This is a genomic window from Glutamicibacter sp. FBE19 (genome assembly GCF_015524875.1).
GTDB lineage: Bacteria > Actinomycetota > Actinomycetes > Actinomycetales > Micrococcaceae > Glutamicibacter > Glutamicibacter halophytocola.
Map to the genome: position 1 here is coordinate 110,953 of NZ_JACKQN010000011.1, position 15,498 is coordinate 126,450.

16 protein-coding genes are annotated in these 15,498 nt (G+C 59.5%); 2 read left to right on the plus strand and 14 right to left on the minus strand.

Annotated elements, in window-relative coordinates; genetic code table 11:
- Positions 1-103: 103 nt before the first annotated feature.
- On the minus strand, positions 104-1,099 hold the full coding sequence (locus H6F58_RS15745; RefSeq protein ID WP_195182125.1) for an o-succinylbenzoate synthase: 996 nt from the start codon (positions 1,097-1,099) through the stop codon (positions 104-106).
- Positions 1,100-1,179: 80 nt separating this feature from the next.
- On the opposite strand from H6F58_RS15745, the gene H6F58_RS15750 reads away from it, so the two are divergent.
- Positions 1,180-2,043, plus strand: a complete 864-nt coding sequence (locus tag H6F58_RS15750) for a phosphatase PAP2 family protein (RefSeq protein WP_146275798.1) — start codon at positions 1,180-1,182, stop codon at positions 2,041-2,043.
- A 27-nt stretch (positions 2,044-2,070) separates the two neighbouring features.
- On the opposite strand, the gene H6F58_RS15755 is transcribed toward H6F58_RS15750, so the two are convergent.
- From H6F58_RS15755 to pdhA, 4 genes are all read right to left on the minus strand, one after another.
- Positions 2,071-3,087 (minus strand): DUF3093 family protein, encoded by a 1,017-nt coding sequence (locus tag H6F58_RS15755; protein ID WP_195182126.1) that lies wholly within the window; start codon positions 3,085-3,087, stop codon positions 2,071-2,073.
- A gap of 239 nt (positions 3,088-3,326) precedes the next feature.
- A complete protein-coding gene (locus tag H6F58_RS15760; RefSeq protein ID WP_195182127.1) occupies positions 3,327-4,763 on the minus strand; it encodes a dihydrolipoamide acetyltransferase family protein in 1,437 nt (478 codons plus the stop codon).
- Complete coding sequence (locus tag H6F58_RS15765; protein WP_195182128.1) at positions 4,764-5,846, minus strand: alpha-ketoacid dehydrogenase subunit beta; 1,083 nt, start codon at positions 5,844-5,846, stop codon at positions 4,764-4,766.
- Position 5,847: 1 nt separating this feature from the next.
- Positions 5,848-7,011 (minus strand): pyruvate dehydrogenase (acetyl-transferring) E1 component subunit alpha, encoded by a 1,164-nt coding sequence (pdhA, locus tag H6F58_RS15770; RefSeq protein WP_195182129.1) that lies wholly within the window; start codon positions 7,009-7,011, stop codon positions 5,848-5,850.
- Positions 7,012-7,236: 225 nt separating this feature from the next.
- On the opposite strand from pdhA, the gene H6F58_RS15775 reads away from it, so the two are divergent.
- Positions 7,237-7,689 carry an Lrp/AsnC family transcriptional regulator gene (locus H6F58_RS15775; protein WP_146275808.1) on the plus strand — a complete coding sequence of 151 codons (453 nt, stop codon included), beginning with the start codon at positions 7,237-7,239 and terminating at the stop codon, positions 7,687-7,689.
- Positions 7,690-7,819: 130 nt separating this feature from the next.
- On the opposite strand, the gene H6F58_RS15780 is transcribed toward H6F58_RS15775, so the two are convergent.
- The 9 genes from H6F58_RS15780 to H6F58_RS15820 all read right to left on the minus strand — a co-directional run bounded on the left by H6F58_RS15780 (position 7,820) and on the right by H6F58_RS15820 (position 15,383).
- On the minus strand, positions 7,820-8,605 hold the full coding sequence (locus tag H6F58_RS15780) for an enoyl-CoA hydratase/isomerase family protein (protein ID WP_195182130.1): 786 nt from the start codon (positions 8,603-8,605) through the stop codon (positions 7,820-7,822).
- 17 nt (positions 8,606-8,622) lie between these two features.
- Entirely contained in the window at positions 8,623-9,783 is a 1,161-nt protein-coding gene (gene paaE, locus H6F58_RS15785) for a 1,2-phenylacetyl-CoA epoxidase subunit PaaE (protein WP_146275812.1), read from the minus strand.
- Positions 9,780-10,277 (minus strand): 1,2-phenylacetyl-CoA epoxidase subunit PaaD, encoded by a 498-nt coding sequence (gene paaD / locus H6F58_RS15790; protein WP_171919897.1) that lies wholly within the window; start codon positions 10,275-10,277, stop codon positions 9,780-9,782. The genes paaE and paaD overlap by 4 nt, the downstream gene beginning before the upstream one ends.
- Before the next feature lie 31 nt (positions 10,278-10,308).
- On the minus strand, positions 10,309-11,169 hold the full coding sequence (gene paaC, locus H6F58_RS15795; RefSeq protein WP_146275817.1) for a 1,2-phenylacetyl-CoA epoxidase subunit PaaC: 861 nt from the start codon (positions 11,167-11,169) through the stop codon (positions 10,309-10,311).
- Positions 11,166-11,492: a 1,2-phenylacetyl-CoA epoxidase subunit PaaB gene (paaB, locus tag H6F58_RS15800; RefSeq protein WP_084793248.1), complete on the minus strand. Its 327-nt coding sequence runs from the start codon at positions 11,490-11,492 to the stop codon at positions 11,166-11,168. Before paaB ends, paaC begins: the two co-directional genes overlap by 4 nt.
- The gene (gene paaA / locus H6F58_RS15805) at positions 11,458-12,444 is read right to left on the minus strand and encodes a 1,2-phenylacetyl-CoA epoxidase subunit PaaA (RefSeq protein ID WP_146275819.1); all 987 of its coding nucleotides are present in this window, start codon (positions 12,442-12,444) and stop codon (positions 11,458-11,460) included. Before paaA ends, paaB begins: the two co-directional genes overlap by 35 nt.
- 141 nt (positions 12,445-12,585) lie before the next feature.
- Entirely contained in the window at positions 12,586-13,035 is a 450-nt protein-coding gene (locus tag H6F58_RS15810; RefSeq protein WP_060702312.1) for a DoxX family protein, read from the minus strand.
- Positions 13,036-13,236: 201 nt separating this feature from the next.
- Positions 13,237-13,992 (minus strand): amino acid ABC transporter ATP-binding protein, encoded by a 756-nt coding sequence (locus H6F58_RS15815; RefSeq protein WP_060702313.1) that lies wholly within the window; start codon positions 13,990-13,992, stop codon positions 13,237-13,239.
- A complete protein-coding gene (locus tag H6F58_RS15820; RefSeq protein ID WP_060703448.1) occupies positions 13,989-15,383 on the minus strand; it encodes an amino acid ABC transporter substrate-binding protein/permease in 1,395 nt (464 codons plus the stop codon). Before H6F58_RS15820 ends, H6F58_RS15815 begins: the two co-directional genes overlap by 4 nt.
- Positions 15,384-15,498: the final 115 nt, after the last annotated feature.

Here is a 15,498-nt window from a genome sequence, read left to right on the forward strand (position 1 = left end):
GGGGCTCGCTGTCAGGGGAACGACGCGATATGAGGTTTTCACCCTGAAGTGTGCAAAATGCAACGCTCAAGTTAACTGCGGGGAAATAGATGGTTGTTGGAAACTAGGCTTTGACTAGTTGTTCGTAGCACTGCTCGACTCTTCGTAACCACCAGTCAACCCGCTGCTGCTCGGGGCGCAGCTGCTTCAGTTTTCGGGGATCGGCGTCGATGCGCCGCACCGGAAGATAACCTGCGGTGGCCAGCAGCGGTTCGGCGCAGACATCATCGGCAAAAAGGGTTCCGGTGGAGAGCCCGCAGGCATAAGGCAGCTCGGGCAGTGCGCTAGCCAGCGCAGCGGCCTGGGATAGGCCCACGGAGGTGTCCAAGGCGCTGGACACTACGACGTCGAGCTCCGCCTGTTGGGCAATGTCCAGGACGGCTCGGATTCCGCCCAGTGGCTGGGCTTTGATCACCATGAGGTCTGCGGCACCCAGCCGGGAGACTTCCAGCGGGTCGGTATGCTTGCGCACCGCTTCGTCGGCAGCAATTTTCAGGTCGATGCCTGCCGTGCGCAATTGCTCTCGCACCTCGGCCAAACCGGTGATGCCGGGCACCGGCTGTTCAGCGTATTGCAGATCGAATTCGCTCAGGGCCTTGAGCGCATGGACCGCCTGGCCGATATCCCAGCCCATATTGGCGTCCACCCGCAGCGCCGCCTGCGGATAGAGGCGACGGGCTTCTGCGACCCGGGCCAAGTCCTGCTCGAGGCCCTGGCCTTGTTCGGCGACCTTGATCTTGATGGTGTGCGGAGCATCGTACTTTTCCAGCACGGCCCCTACCTCGCTCGCCGCTACCGCGGGCAAGGTTGCGTTGACCGGAATGGTGGTGCGCAGCGGTTCGGGGAAAGGCTGGTACGCAGCTTCAATGCCAGCGGACAGCCAGCGCGACGCCTCGGCTGGGGCGTATTCGACAAAGGCCGAGAATTCGCCCCACCCTTCGGGGCCTTCGATGAGCAGTGCTTCCCGCTGGGTGATTCCCCTGAATTTAACGCGCATCGGGAGGCGGACCACGTAGCTATGTGCCAGCAAGTCAGCCAGCGGTGGAAGTTCAAAGCTCATGTTCCAAGCCTAGCGAGCGTGGCCATGGTTACAGTGTCATAGGCTGACGTTTGACGCAGAAATTGTGCAAGGCTAGAGATATGCCTCGACATTCAGCAGCCACGCGCCCACACCACATTCGGTGGTGGCTGGCCTTGCTGCTGCTGGTCTCCTTCTTCTGCATCGAGTATTTTTTCTTTGTCCACCTTCGCGCAGGACAGTGGGCCGATCAGGCTGGGTTCATGGCTTGGTCCCAATGGTGGCCGCGGACCGAATTATTGGATCCGGTCCGTGAATTCCTTGATCTGCTTCCGGTAATTTGCGGCGCGATTGCCGCGATTTTCCTGCTCTACCGGGTGATCAGGGATCGCCGGTTCCTTCGTGCGACGGTGGCGATTCTGGCCTGCGCCGCGGCATTGGCCACTACACAGTTGCTCAAGCATGAGGTCCTGGTCAGGCCGGATTTCAATTTTGGCACGACGGGCAATTCATTTCCCTCCGGGCACACCACCGCGGCGGCAGCGGCGATGGGCTTGATGTATGTCATTTCTCCGCCCAGGCTGCGACCTGTGGTCCAGCCAATCGCGTGGCTCTTTGCCACGATCACCGGTGTGGCCACTTTGGTGTGCGGTTGGCATCGGCCCAGCGACATCGCTGCCGGCTTCCTGGTGTCGGCCTTCTGGATGGTGCTGGCCAGCGCGGTCTTGCAACGCATCCAGCCGCTGAGCCACGAGGTGCGCAAGACCAGCTGGTCCAGGAGCGTCGGAGCAGCCAGCATCATCGTCTGGGCCATCATCATTGGCCTGTCATTTTTCCTGCCGCACCCGCATATCCAGAAGATTCCCGATGATTTGCAACTGGTTTACGCGTGCCTTGGAATCTTCCACGTCATTGCGGCCTCGCTGATCTCGTCGCTGGCCTTGCGCTCCGTGGTGATCGGGCCGATGCGAACCTTCCAGAAGTAAACGCCTCTGAGGCCGCCGGCAAAGGAACTAGCAGGATCCGTTCTTCTGCATGAGCGCGTTCAGCTGCTCTGCGCCACGCTGGGAATTCGGAACGGTCACGGCAAATCTCGATGAATTCTTCAGCTCGAAGGCCAAGCCCTCATGACGCCGCAGCACCACGGCCGATCCGCCAGGAAAGAAGCGCCAGCCCCATCCGCCCCACGCCATGGGGTCGATTTCGGTGCTGGTCACCGATTGGATTTCCCCGGGCCTGATGGTGCGCAAAGGAAAGCCAAAGATGGCCGAAGCCACCCGAATGCGCTGTTCAGTGATGGTCACCCGGATCAAGCACAGTCCAAAGGTCAGCGGGGTAATCACCAGGCAAGTTGCCAGGCCGATCATGGCTGCGGTCCATTCCTTCGCCCCTGGACGCATCGAGATTTCGAGGAGCATGAAAACTCCTGCTCCTGCAACGACAATCCCGAGCACCCACAGCCACCAAGGGGCCTTCATGGTTTCACTGAATTCAGTGCCGTCCGCACCCTGGGTGCCTGGAGGCGCGGGCGCCGCGAGTCCTTGGCCCCGGTTGATTCGCGCCTGTCGCTCTTCTTGCACTTGCTTCGAATAGGACTGGTACACGCCGCAAATCCATAGGGGAACAAGGGACACCAACGTGCAGGCCGCCATGGGGAGCATCCAGATGCCGATGACGGCAGTCTGAGGTGTTTCTGCAAGCGCGGTTGGAACCACCGAGCCGATGAAGACCCCTGCGGTGGTCCACGAAAGAAGGGAACCAATAAAGAGCAGGGCCAGCAACAAGGCCGGCTTGCGGCGTTGAGCCAATGAGCTCAACCCGATGATGGCTCCTGCGATACTCAGACCAATGGACACGGGAACAAGTACTCCAGTGCGGGTAAATCCGTCTGGGTAGGTGGATGACCAGTGCGTAGCGGTGATGTCTGGCAATCGATTGGCCAATGGGAGGTAGATGCCCAGGACGATGATCACCGGAAGGATCAAAAGAACATATAACCACGGCCGGTTCTTCACTGTCTGGATAACCATCCTCGTCCCATCCCTTATCCCAGTTGATCGACGCCCACTCCGGCGGAGCCACTGGCCCCGCGGAACTGTTCCCACCATGCAAACTAATGCCCATCCTGCCCTATCAACACTAACTTGACATGCTAATAAATGATCAATCAATACTGAAATATCAGCAAAAAGGATGATGCCCGCCAAACCTCAAGGGTTCGACGGGCATCATTAGCACCGCTACGGCAAGCAGCTCCATGCCGTAGCGGCTACAACGTCGCCAGGGCCCGCTTCGGGTCGGTCATCGCATCGGCAACGTAGCGCAGGAACCCTGCAGCAGTGCCGCCGTCACAGACCCGATGATCAAAGCTCAGCGTCAATTCGCAGATGGAACGGACCTTGAGCCGCCCGTTGACAACCCATGGTTTGTCGATGATGCGCCCCAGGCCAAGAATGGCGGCCTCAGGATAATTGATGATCGCGGCCGAACCGTCGACGTTGAAGACACCATAGTTATTGATCGTGAAGGTACTGCCCGAAAGGTCAGCCACACCCGCTTTGCCATCTCGGGCCACCGATGCCAGGCGCGCGAACTCGGCCGAAAGCTCCTGGGCATTGAGCTTATGGGCCCCTCGCACATTCGGCACCACCAGGCCGCGCTCGGTCTGCGCAGCAAAGCCAAGATTGACTCCCTCGAAGAGGGTATGGCGCAGGGAGCCGTCAGATTCGACCTCGATGCGGCTATTGAGTTCAGGGAAGCGGTGCAGCCCAGCCACGGCAAAGCGCGAAATCAACGCCATGACACTCGGTGCTTGGCCCTCGGCTTCCTTGATCTTGGAGCGCAGCTTCAACAACTTCGTGACATCCACATCGACCCACACGGTGGCCTCTGGGATCTCTCGACGAGAAGTGCTCATGGCGTTCGCAATGGTCTTTCGAACACCAGCGAGCAGCTCGGAGGAAGCCACAGGCAAGCCCGTGCGCGAATCCTTGTCCCCAACGGCAGCCGCCTGCCCGGTTTTTGCTGCCGTCGCCGTCGAGGCTTGCGGCGAGCCAAGGGCCAACGAAGCGCTGGCAGACGGTTCTTGAACTGGACGAGCTAGTGCGGCTTCAACATCGGAGCGCAGGATCAGCCCCTGCGGGCCGCTGCCCTTCACCGAGGAGATATCAAGTGAATTCTCGCGCGCCAGCTTGCGCACCAGCGGATTGATCACGCGAACCGCTTCTCGCGCTTCCTGGACTGCGACCGAATCTCCAGCACCCATGACCCGCGGCTTGCGCCGGCGGCTGGTCTTGCGCTGGGCCGAACCGGTGCCGTAGCCAATCAGGACATTGCCGCTGCCCTCGTCCTCTTCAGAATCCTGTGCGGCATGGCCCGCCGGCACCTGGGTTCCGGCCAGCTCTTCTTCCCGGTAGGACTGCGCGCGCTCGCCGTTGGACTCTGGCGCAGCAGCTGCCTCTTCCCCACCGGTATTCACGGAGATGAACGGCTCGTCCACCAGCATCATCTGGCCCGCTTCACCATGCAAGGTCGAGACGACGCCTTCGTAGGGACACGGGATCTCCACGAGGGACTTAGCCGTTTCCACTTCCGCAATCGGCTGATCCACCGCGACAATATCGCCGGCGGCAACCATCCAGCGCACGAGTTCCGCCTCGGTCAGTCCTTCGCCAAGGTCTGGCAATAAGAAGGTCTTGACAGTCATTTATGCCTCCCACTGAAGTTGATCGACGGCATCGAGGATGCGTTCGGCGCTGGGCAGATGGAACTTTTCCAGGGTTGGCGCTGGATATGGAATATCAAAGCCGGTCACCCGCAATACCGGCGCTGCCAGTGAATGGAAACAACGCTCCTGCACACGGGCAACGATTTCGCTGGCTACCGAAGCAAATCCCTGGGCTTCGGCCACCACGATGGCCCGACCGGTTTTGCGCACCGAAGCGCACACCGTCTCGTCATCAAAGGGAACGATGCTGCGCACGTCGATCACTTCCAGGTTGATGCCTTCTTCGGCGGCCATCTTGGCCGCCTCCAATGCGGTTGAGACGCTCGGCCCGTAGGTGATCAACGTGGCGTCGCTGCCGGCGCGAGCGATTCGTGCGCGGCCTTCAGTCGGTGCGCTCTTTTTTGCCTCGTACTCTTGAGCCAGCTGTTCTAGGTCCACCTGCTCCTTGGACCAGTACAGCTTCTTTGGCTCGAAGAAGACCACCGGATCATCCGAGTCAATGGCTTCACGCAGCATCAGGTAGGCGTCTTCCACGCAAGAGGGCGTGAATACTTTCAGGCCAGGCGTGTGGGCGTAGTAGCCTTCCGAGGAATCGCAGTGGTGCTCGACGCCGCCTACGCCGCCGGCGTAGGGAATGCGAATCACCATCGGCAGCGACAGCTTGCCCTGGGTGCGGTTGCGCATCTTGGCCACATGCGAAGCGACCTGCTCGAAGGCTGGATAGGCAAAAGCATCAAACTGCATTTCGATGACTGGGCGCATGCCGTTGATGGCCATGCCAACCGCCATGCCGACGATGCCTGATTCAGCCAACGGGGTGTCAAAACAGCGCTCGGCTCCGAAGCGGGCGGTCAGGCCATCGGTGATGCGGAAGACGCCACCGAGGGTTCCCACGTCCTCGCCAAAAATAACGACGGATTCATCAGCAACAAGCCCGTCGGCGAGCGCGGTGTTCAGGGCCTTGCCGAAGGTCACCGGCTGGTTTTCGCTGGCGGCTTTGGCAGCAGCACGTGCGGTAGCGGCACTCACGTTGGGGTTGACGCGCGATGTCGTGGCGGTCATCTTAGGCCTCCTCGCGGTCTAGTTCGTCAGCAAGCAGTGCCTGCTGCTCGGCGAGCTGGGTGCTCTTGGTGGAATAAACATGTTCAAAGAGTTCGCGCGGATCCGTGTTGGCGTCCTGGTTCATGCCATCGCGCAGGGTCTTGGCCACGGCTTCGGCATCCTCGGCGATCTTGGCAACCACCTGATCGGTCAGCAGCCCGGCGTCGTCGAGATACGCCTTCATTCGCGTGACGGGGTCCTTTGCGATCCAGGCCTGCACCTCGGAGTCCTCGCGGTAGCGCTTGTCATCATCGGCGTTGGTGTGCGCCTGCATGCGGTAGGTATGGGCTTCAATCAGCAGCGGCCCATTGCCTTCGCGGGCCATGCGCACCGCACGGGTCATGATGGCCATCAAGGCCATCAGGTCATTTCCATCCACGCGCTCGCCGGCCATGCCATAGCCCACTGCCTTGTGAGCCAGCGACGGGGCGGCGCTCTGGTGCGAAAGCGGAACGGAGATGGCGTACTTGTTGTTCTGCACGAAGAAGATCACCGGCAGATTGAATACTGCAGCGAAGTTGAGCGCTTCGTGGAAATCGCCTTCGCTGGTGGCGCCGTCGCCGCACATGGCGACCACCACGGTGTTTTCACCGCGCAGCTTGGCCGCGTGGGCAACGCCAACTGCATGCAGCAGCTGGGTGGTCAGCGGCGTGGACATCGGAGCGCATTTGTAGGCCTTGGGGTCATAGCCGCAGTGCCATTCGCCGCGGAAGCTGGTCATGACTTCCATCGGGGCTACGCCCTTGGTTAGCACGGCTACGGTGTCGCGATAGGTCGGGAAGAGCCAGTCGTTTTCTTCCAGGCAGAGCGCAGCGGCGATCTGGCAGGCCTCCTGGCCATGGCTTGATGGGTACACGGCCATGCGTCCCTGGCGAACCAGCGCGGAGTTCTGGTCATTGACTCGGCGGCCGGTAACCAGCGCAGCGTAGGCTTCCATGAGCCGCGCAGGACTTGGCAGTGGATACTCGTGCCCCGGTTCGGTGCCTTGCTCGCTCTCCGGGCGAAGCGATCCATCCGGGTTCAAGAGGTTGATCATGTGCCGTGCTGGCAGCATGTAATCTTCAGGGCTAATGCCGAACTTCTTGCTGACTTCAGACATGCGATCCGAGGTAGCTTCTGCGCTCATGTTCTCCCGCCTTCCGTACTTTGGGCTCAGTCCATGGGCGCACGCCCTTGTGACTCAGTTCACCTAAACATCATTTGCAATCAATTATGCGTAGCGATTGCATTCTGTATCCACTCAAGCCAAGAATCGTGGAAAGTTGCGATTCAGATACGTATACTTGTAGACGAAATGTTTCAATAAAATGTGTTTGGCGTGGAGATGTCAGACACATTGAAAAGGAGAGTCATGGCCGCGGAAGCGGAGCTGAAACTTGATGAGGTTGACCGTGCCATTCTGGCGGAACTGACCAAGGACGGACGCCAGTCGGTAACAACGGTTGCCCAGAAGGTCCATGTGTCGCGCGCCCATGCCTATTCACGCATCGCCAAGCTGCAAGAAGCCGGCGTGATCACGCGTTATACAGCAGTCATTGACCCGGTCAAGGCAGGGCTCAAGGCCAGCGCCTATGTCACCCTGAAACTTCGCCAGCATTCATGGAGGGAACTGCGAGATCATCTTGCATCCATTCCCGAAGTTCAGCACATTGGCCTGGTCGGAGGAAACTTTGATGTGATTCTTCTGGTGCGCGCCAAGGACAATCTGGATTTGCGCCGTGTGGTTTTCGAGGAACTGCAGGCGTTGCCCACGGTGCTCGATACCCAGACCCATCTGATCTTCGAGGACACCGACACCCGCTAAGGCCTGGGACCCGGCCATCGGGCCAAAGCGCACAGAAGACAAGAAGCTGCTCCCTGGAGCCACCGGTTCGAAGAGAACCAGCGGCCAGGGAGCAGCTTCTTGTTTCAAGCAGGAATAAGCCCGCCAGGCATTACTCCTTGCCGAAGAATACCGGCGGCCGTTTCTCCTGGAAGGATTTGAATCCTTCGGCATAATCAGGCGTATCGCACAAAGCGGCCTGGGCACGATTTTCATTGCTCATTGAAGCCCAGAGCCCTGCTCGCTGGTCCCGGACTTCTTGCACTAATTGCTTGGACGCGACAAATGCTTGGGTGGCGCCTTGGGCAACTCTTTCAATCAAGGCCTCGCTGCGGCTCGCCAATTCTTCGGCAGGAAACGCGCGGGAGAACAATCCCGAGCGCACGGCCTCGGCCCCCGAAATCAATTCGGCCGTGTAGATCATGTCCAAGGTGCGGTGGGCCCCGAGGCGTTCAGTGAACAACCAATGCCCTCCGGAATCCAGTGTCGCGCCAAGATTGGCAAAGGGGGAACCGATCTTGGCGTTCTCCGCAACATAGACCACGTCGGTAGCGATCGCCAGGCCCAGCCCAACTCCCAGGCACGCTCCCTGGACCAGGGCGAAGGTTGGTGCCGGGAAATTGGACATCTTTTCCAGCAAAGGCTGCACCTTGCCTTCGAGGTAGCCGATGACATCATCATCGGCCGGATCCACCTTGGAGATATCACGTCCCGCACAGAATCCCCTTCCCTGGCCGGTCAGCACCAACGCACGGACCGTGCCATCGGCGACGCCAGCAGCCGCAGTGTCATAAGCCTGCGACAGCTCGGCCAAGGCTTGCTCATCCAAGGAGTTCATCTTCTGCGGCGCATTGAGCACAACGCGCGCTACCGAATCGGCAATCGTCAGTTCGATCATGGTTGCTCCCTGTTTTCCTATGCGTCGAAATCGACGGTCAGCTTGTCGCTGGTCGGGTGCGACTGGCAGGTCAGCACGTAGCCTGCTTCAACTTCTTCTGGTTCCAGTGCATAGTTTTCCGCCATCGTCACCGAACCGCAGGTCACCTTGGCTCGACAAGTGCCGCAGACTCCGCCGGCACAAGCGAATGGCACATCCGGGCGGACCCGCAATGCGGCGTTCAGGACCGTTTCGTTGGCACGGGCCGGGGATTTGACCTCGCCCTTGAGGCCGTCGAGGTTGAAGCTGATCTCATAGCTTTCCTCGTTTTCGTCCACGATCACCGGACGCCCGATGTGGCCTTGCGGCTTATTCGGTTCGCCCGTGCTGAACAGCTCGAAGCGGACCCTGTCGGCGGGGACCTCAAGGGCGGTGAGCTGGTCCCGGACCAGCTGGACCAGTTCGAAGGGGCCGCAGAGGAACCATTCATCGACCGTTGGGGCCTGGACAACATTGGTCAGCAGCGCTGTCAGCTTCTGCGCGTCAATTCGCCCCGAGAGCAGTGGTGAAATCCGCTGTTCCCGGCTCAGCACATGGTGCAGGGCCAATCGTGCTGGATAGCGGTCCTTGAGGTCCGCCAGCTCTTCGAGGAACATGACGTCCATGGCGGCTTTGTTGGCATAGATCAAGTCAAAGCGGCTATGGTCGTTGGCTTCAAGAATCGTGCGGGCAATGGCCAGGACCGGGGTGATCCCCGAGCCAGCTGCAACCGCGACAAAACGATCTTGGCTGGTCGTATTGATCTTCGACGGATCGTTGATTTCGGTGAGCTTGTGCTTGGAAATGAAGGCGCCGGCCGGGCTCATCACGTCGATTTGATCGCCGGCGGCCAGTTCTTCATTGGCCCATGTGGAGAATAATCCGCCCAGGTCCCGCTTAATGGCAACCTTGATCTCATCGCCGGTCGGGGCCGCACAGATCGAATAGGAACGGCGCAGCTCGACGAGCTCGCCCTCTGTGTTGGGCAGTTCCTTGCGCAGGGCCACGTACTGGCCTGCTACATAATCGTATTCTTCGCTGAGCGCCTCGGGAATGGCGAAGGTGACCTCGATGGAATCCTTGGTCAGCCGACGCACGTTGGAGACGGTGAGCCGATGGAACGAAGCCCTGCGGCGGGTGGAAGTTTGTGGTTCGGTCATGAGAGCACCTTGAAGTAGTCGAAAGGTTCCAAGCAGTCTTTGCAGGTGTAGAGCGCTTTGCAGGAAGTGGAGGCGAAACGCGCCAGTTCACGGGTATTCAGCGAGTGGCAGCGGGGGCATTTCACGCTCATTCCCAGCGTGATGCGACCGGCATGGCCTCGTCCGGTAGGCGGGGCGATGCCGTACTCCTCGAGCTTTTTCTTGCCTTCATCGGTCATCCAGTCGGTAGACCAGGCTGGCGCCAGCACCAGCTTGATATCGACCTTCCCATAGCCGGCTTGCTTGAATGCCTGGTACAGATCTTCGCTGATGACGTCCATCGCCGGGCATCCGGAGTACGTTGGCGTGATGACAATCTGCACCGCGCCATCGTCGTCGAGATTCACCTCGCGCAGAATCCCGAGGTCGGCAATGGACAGCACGGGAATTTCCGGGTCATTGACCTTCGCTGCGATGGCGAACAACTCTTTGGCGTCAGCGATCAGTTTGCTCAAGACTGCTCCCCCTAACGGGCTTAATGTGTGGTTACCAGCTGGCGCCGGGATGCTTGCGGGCCAGTACTTGCATTTCAGCTAGCAGATAGCCAAGGTGTTCGGAGTGCTCGCCCCGGCGGCCATGGGCCATGGCTTGTCCGGTGGCCGGAATCTCCAAACCTGCTTCGGCTAGTACTGCGGAGATCTCTTCCTGCCAAGCTTCGCGCAAGGTTGAAGGAAGTACGGCGATTGATTCCAGATTCTGATGGACTGCTTCGTCGCGGAACATCTCATCAACATAGGGCCAGAGGATTTCCAGGGCGTGGCGCATTTTCTCGGCTGATTCCTTGGTTCCCTGCCCCAGGCGAATGGTCCACTGGATGGCGTGGTCACGGTGGTAATCCACTTCCTTGACCGCCTTGGCGGCGATGGCTGCCAAGGTTTCGTCTTGGGAGGTGGCCAGCTTCTGGTAGAGCAGGTGCTGGAAAATCGAGACGATCAGCTGCCGGACAATGGTGACACCGAAATGCCCGTTGGGCTGTTCAACGATCCACAGCGAGGTGAATTCCTCCTCCTCGCGCCAATAGGCCAAATCATCTTCGGTCTTGTCCCATGCCAATCCCGCATAGGTCAAGAAGGACCGGGCATGCCCGAGGACGTCCAAGGCAATGTTGCCCAGGGCAACGTCCTCTTCCAGCTCGGGGGCGCGCGAAATCCAGTTTGCCAGGCGCTGGGCCAGGATCAGCGCGTCATCACCGAGCGTGAGCGCATATTGCGCGACGTCCTCGCCAGGTGCGATGCCGTCCACGGCGATGTCTTCTGGGCGAAGCGCGTTGCCGGGGGTGACTCGGGTGGCCGAGGCCAGCGCGTCGCCGAAGCTGTCCAGCGCAGCATCCAATTCGTCGTGCTTCACAGGTGCTTCACCCCTTCGCTGGCCTTGTAGTACGTGGCATGCCGGTAGTCTTTGCCCTGGGGAGATTCAAAGAAGGAATCCTTCTCGTCGGGATCAGAGCTGATGATGTCGGTGGACTTCACAACCCAGAGGGAAACGCCCTCGTTGCGGCGGGTGTAGAGGTCGCGGGCATTGCGCACGGCCATTTGGGCATCGGGTGCGTGCAGGGACCCGGCGTGCACGTGCGAGAGGCCTCGGGAAGAACGGACAAATACTTCCCACAGGGGCCAATTGTTCTGCTGGCTCATATTAGGCGACCTCGCTCTGTGCTTGTTTTGCGGCATATGCCGATGCGGCTTCTCGGACCCATGCGCCCTCTCGGTGCGCTTCGCGGCGGCGTTCCAGGCGCTGGGAGTTGACCGGGCCGTTGCCCTTGATCACTTCCATGAATTCATCCCAGTTCAAATCCTTGTGGATCCACTGCTTCTTTTCTTCGTCAAAGCGCAGCTCCGGGTCAGGCAGGGTCATGCCCAATACCTTGACCTGTTCGGCGATCATCCCGACAAAGCGCTGGCGCAGTTCGTCGTTGGAGAATCTCTTGATCTTCCATGCCATCGACTGCTGGGAGTTTGGCGACTGGTCATCAGGCGGGCCGAACATCATCAGCGACGGCTCGTAAAAACGGTTGATGGCATCTTGTGCCATTTTCTTCTGTGCTGCAGTTCCCCTCGAAAGCGCAAGCAGGATTTCAAAGCCTTGGCGCTGGTGGAAGGATTCTTCCTTGCAGATGCGCACCATGGCACGGCCGTATGGTCCGTAGGATGCCCGGCACAGCGGGACCTGGTTAGCGATAGCAGCTCCGTCGACCAGCCAGCCGATGGCGCCCATATCGGCCCATGAACGGGCGGGGTAATTAAAAATCGAGGAGTACTTTGCCCGACCAGTCAGCAGTTGGTCGTTGAGCTCGTCGCGGCTGGTTCCCAGGGTTTCCGCCGCGGAGTACAGGTAGAGGCCATGACCCGCCTCGTCCTGCACCTTGGCCATCAGAATGGACTTGCGCTTCAACGATGGGGCGCGGCTGATCCAGTTGGCTTCAGGCTGCATGCCGATGATTTCCGAGTGAGCGTGCTGGGAGACCTGACGAGTCAGGGTCTTGCGGTAGGGCTCAGGCATCCAGTCGCGTGGCTCAACACGCGAGTCCTGATTAATCAAGGCATCAAAGCGCGCTTGCGACTGCTCTTCTTCGTAGCTCGGAACGGCGCTTAGTCCCGGTTCCTGCGGTGTGGTCGAAGCCATGGGTTCACCTCATCGATTACAAATTACATACTGACCGTTCGTTCAGTATGTCAGAGTGCGCTCCGTCACGTCAACACGAGATCTGCAGATACAGCAAAACCCCAAGGACTATTCCTTGGGGTTTGCCGCAAATGCTGCCGGCTAGGCGTTGATCAACCCGCGCCGAGCGGCCTTTCGGCCAACAAACAAGCGGTCCAGGGCCCAGCTTCCCGGTCCCATTAACGCAAGGGCCGCGGCACCGGCGCCAAGGGCGAGAACCAGCTCAAAGCCGCCATTGGCCACGAACACGCCGCTTTGGGCATGAACCATGGCGATGGCACCGACCATATCCAAGGCCAAGAGAACGCCGACGATTCGAGTGGCCAGGCCCAGGATGAGCGCCACGCCGCCAACAAGCTCCAGGGTTGCTACGACCGGGGCCACGAGGCTGGCTGCGGGAACCCCCATCTGGGTGAAGCTGGCAGTGGTGCCCTCAATGGTGAATTGCGAAAACTTCTGCCACCCATGGGCTGCGAAGAGAAAACCGATTGCCAGGCGCAGCACGAGCTGCGCGGAAGCAAGCAAGCGGGGATTGTTTTCCAGTGTGGTCATTATCTAGCTCCTAGGTAAGGACGTCCGTTCAGGGATTTTCCTGCTTGATTTCCTACTCCACACTATGTGGCACAAGTTGAAGCTTCAAGCACCTTGACGTTAAACGTCAGTAAGCTTGATCACGCAAAAAGCCGTGCCGCCCGAGGCCAGCAAAAGCTGGAACGGGCAGCACGGCTCAGGAACTAGCCTTGGCTCGAAGGCCTAGAGGACCTTCGACAGGAAGTCGCGGGTGCGCTCTTGCTGCGGGTTGCCGAAGAGCTGTTCAGGTTCGCCCTGCTCGCAGACCACGCCGTCAGCCATGAAGATCACCCGGTCGCCCACTTCGCGGGCAAAGCCCATTTCGTGGGTCACCAAGACCATGGTCATGCCGGATTCTGCCAGTTCCTTGATCACCTGCAGCACCTCGCCTACCATTTCGGGGTCAAGCGCGCTGGTTGCCTCGTCAAAGAGCATGATTCCAGGAGCCATGGCCAAGGCACGGGCAATGGCAACGCGCTGCTTCTGGCCGCCGGACAGGGACGACGGACGAGCATCGGCCTTGTCCTTGAGCCCGACTCGCTCCAGCAGCTCCAGCGCGCGTTCACGGCCCTGCGCCTTGTTCATCTTCTTCAGCTCAACTGGCGCGAGCATGATGTTCTCGGCAACCGACATATGCGGGAAGAGATTAAAGTGCTGGAACACCATGCCCACATGGCGGCGGACTTCATTGATGTCCACCTTGGGATCGGTGACGTCAAAGCCGTCAACGACGACCTTGCCCGAGGTAATATCCTCCAGCTTGTTCAGGCAACGCAACAGCGTGGACTTGCCCGAACCCGATGGACCGATCACGCATACTACTTCGCCCTCGCGGATGTCGATGTCAATGCCCTTCAGGACATTATTGGAGCCAAAGGATTTATGCAGGTCCTTGACCTCGATCTTCACCTGGGAGCTCTTTACAGTTTCCGCGCTCACTTGTTGAACCTCCGATCGGCGTAGTTAGCCAACTTGGTCAGGGCCATGATGGCAATGAAGTAAATGACACCTACGATGAGCAGGGTTTCGGTCACGCGGAAGTTCGCTGCGTAAATCTGCTGGCCTTGGTAGAGCAATTCGCCAAAGCCGATGGCCAACAGCAACGAGGAGTCCTTCAGGCTGATGATCAGCTGGTTGATCAATGATGGGGTCATCATCTTGAAAGCCTGGGGAACCACGACCTTCTGCATGGACTTGCCATAGCCCAGGCCCAGGGAGCGCGACGCTTCAAGCTGTCCCGGATCCACCGACTGGATGCCACCGCGAACGATTTCCGCAACGTATGCGCCGGCGTTGAGCGACAGTGTCAAGATACCGGCGGTCCACACCGAAATTTCCCAACCGGTCAGCTGCGGCAGGCCGAAGTAGAACATGAACGCCCAGAGCAGCAGCGGGGTGCCACGGAAAATATTCACGAACGTCGTGGCAATGCCGCGCAAGACAATGTTGTGCGAGATCTTCAGGAAGCCGAAGACCAGGCCAAGCACCATGGCAATTGCGAAGGAAATCGCCGTCACCAGCAAGGTGTGCCACAGGCCGGTCATCAGCGCAGGGAGGGACTTGGCTACCAGGTCGAAGAAGTTGCTTGGTACCGCGGCGCTGGGATCAGCAAGATACTCGTCGAGAATCTTCTGGTACTCGCCATTTGCCTTCAATTCGGCCAGGCCGTCATTAAACGCGGCCAGCAGGGCAGTATTTTCGCCCTTGTTCACGGCGAAGCCGTAGGAGCCGCCGGGCACCTTGTCGGTGACGGTCTTCAGGCCATTGCCCTGGGCAATGCCGTAGGCCAGCACGGGATAGTCATCAAACACCGCAACAGCCGAACCGGACTTCACCGACTCGTACATTGTTGCCGACTGGTCCAGCGACTTGACCTTGAATCCATATTCCTTGGAAATGGACTTGGCGTAGGACTCGCCTTCGGAGCCGGTCTTGGCTACAACCGTCTTCCCGTCCAGGTCGTCATAGCCCTTGATGTCCTCATCGTTCTTGGACACGGCCATCTGAACGCCGGACTCGAAGTAAGGCTCGGAGAAATCGTAGATTTCCTTGCGCTCGTCGGTGATCGACATGCCAGCGATCACGCCATCCACCTGGTTGGCCGACAAAGCAGCCAGGGCGGCGCTGAAGCCGAGGGAACGGACTTCAACCTTGAATCCCTGGTCTTCGGCAATTGCCTGCAGGATATCCATGTCGATACCGGTCAGTTCCCCATCCTTGCGGAATTCGAAGGGGGCGAAGGTGGTATCTGTACCAATTACGTAGGTCTGGCCTTCGACGCTCTCGCTGCCTTGGGCCATGGCCGACGGTGCGCCGACGACCAAGGCCATCAGGCCGATGGCCGCGGCCGCAACCCAACGCCTCAGGCGCCCGGTGCGGGCAACTCTTTGAATCTTTTCCACTGATGATCGCTTTCTCGTGCTGAAGGGCGAGTGGCCCAAGCTG

Coding starts and splice junctions, on each gene's coding strand:
- H6F58_RS15745 (WP_195182125.1), bottom strand. CDS start 1,099: ATGAGCTTTGAACTTCCACCGCTGGCTGACTTGCTGGCACATAGCTAC.
- H6F58_RS15750 (WP_146275798.1), top strand. CDS start 1,180: ATGCCTCGACATTCAGCAGCCACGCGCCCACACCACATTCGGTGGTGG.
- H6F58_RS15755 (WP_195182126.1), bottom strand. CDS start 3,087: ATGGTTATCCAGACAGTGAAGAACCGGCCGTGGTTATATGTTCTTTTG.
- H6F58_RS15760 (WP_195182127.1), bottom strand. CDS start 4,763: ATGACTGTCAAGACCTTCTTATTGCCAGACCTTGGCGAAGGACTGACC.
- H6F58_RS15765 (WP_195182128.1), bottom strand. CDS start 5,846: ATGACCGCCACGACATCGCGCGTCAACCCCAACGTGAGTGCCGCTACC.
- pdhA (WP_195182129.1), bottom strand. CDS start 7,011: ATGAGCGCAGAAGCTACCTCGGATCGCATGTCTGAAGTCAGCAAGAAG.
- H6F58_RS15775 (WP_146275808.1), top strand. CDS start 7,237: ATGGCCGCGGAAGCGGAGCTGAAACTTGATGAGGTTGACCGTGCCATT.
- H6F58_RS15780 (WP_195182130.1), bottom strand. CDS start 8,605: ATGATCGAACTGACGATTGCCGATTCGGTAGCGCGCGTTGTGCTCAAT.
- paaE (WP_146275812.1), bottom strand. CDS start 9,783: ATGACCGAACCACAAACTTCCACCCGCCGCAGGGCTTCGTTCCATCGG.
- paaB (WP_084793248.1), bottom strand. CDS start 11,492: ATGCCGCAAAACAAGCACAGAGCGAGGTCGCCTAATATGAGCCAGCAG.
- paaA (WP_146275819.1), bottom strand. CDS start 12,444: ATGGCTTCGACCACACCGCAGGAACCGGGACTAAGCGCCGTTCCGAGC.
- H6F58_RS15810 (WP_060702312.1), bottom strand. CDS start 13,035: ATGACCACACTGGAAAACAATCCCCGCTTGCTTGCTTCCGCGCAGCTC.
- H6F58_RS15820 (WP_060703448.1), bottom strand. CDS start 15,383: ATGGCCTTGGTCGTCGGCGCACCGTCGGCCATGGCCCAAGGCAGCGAG.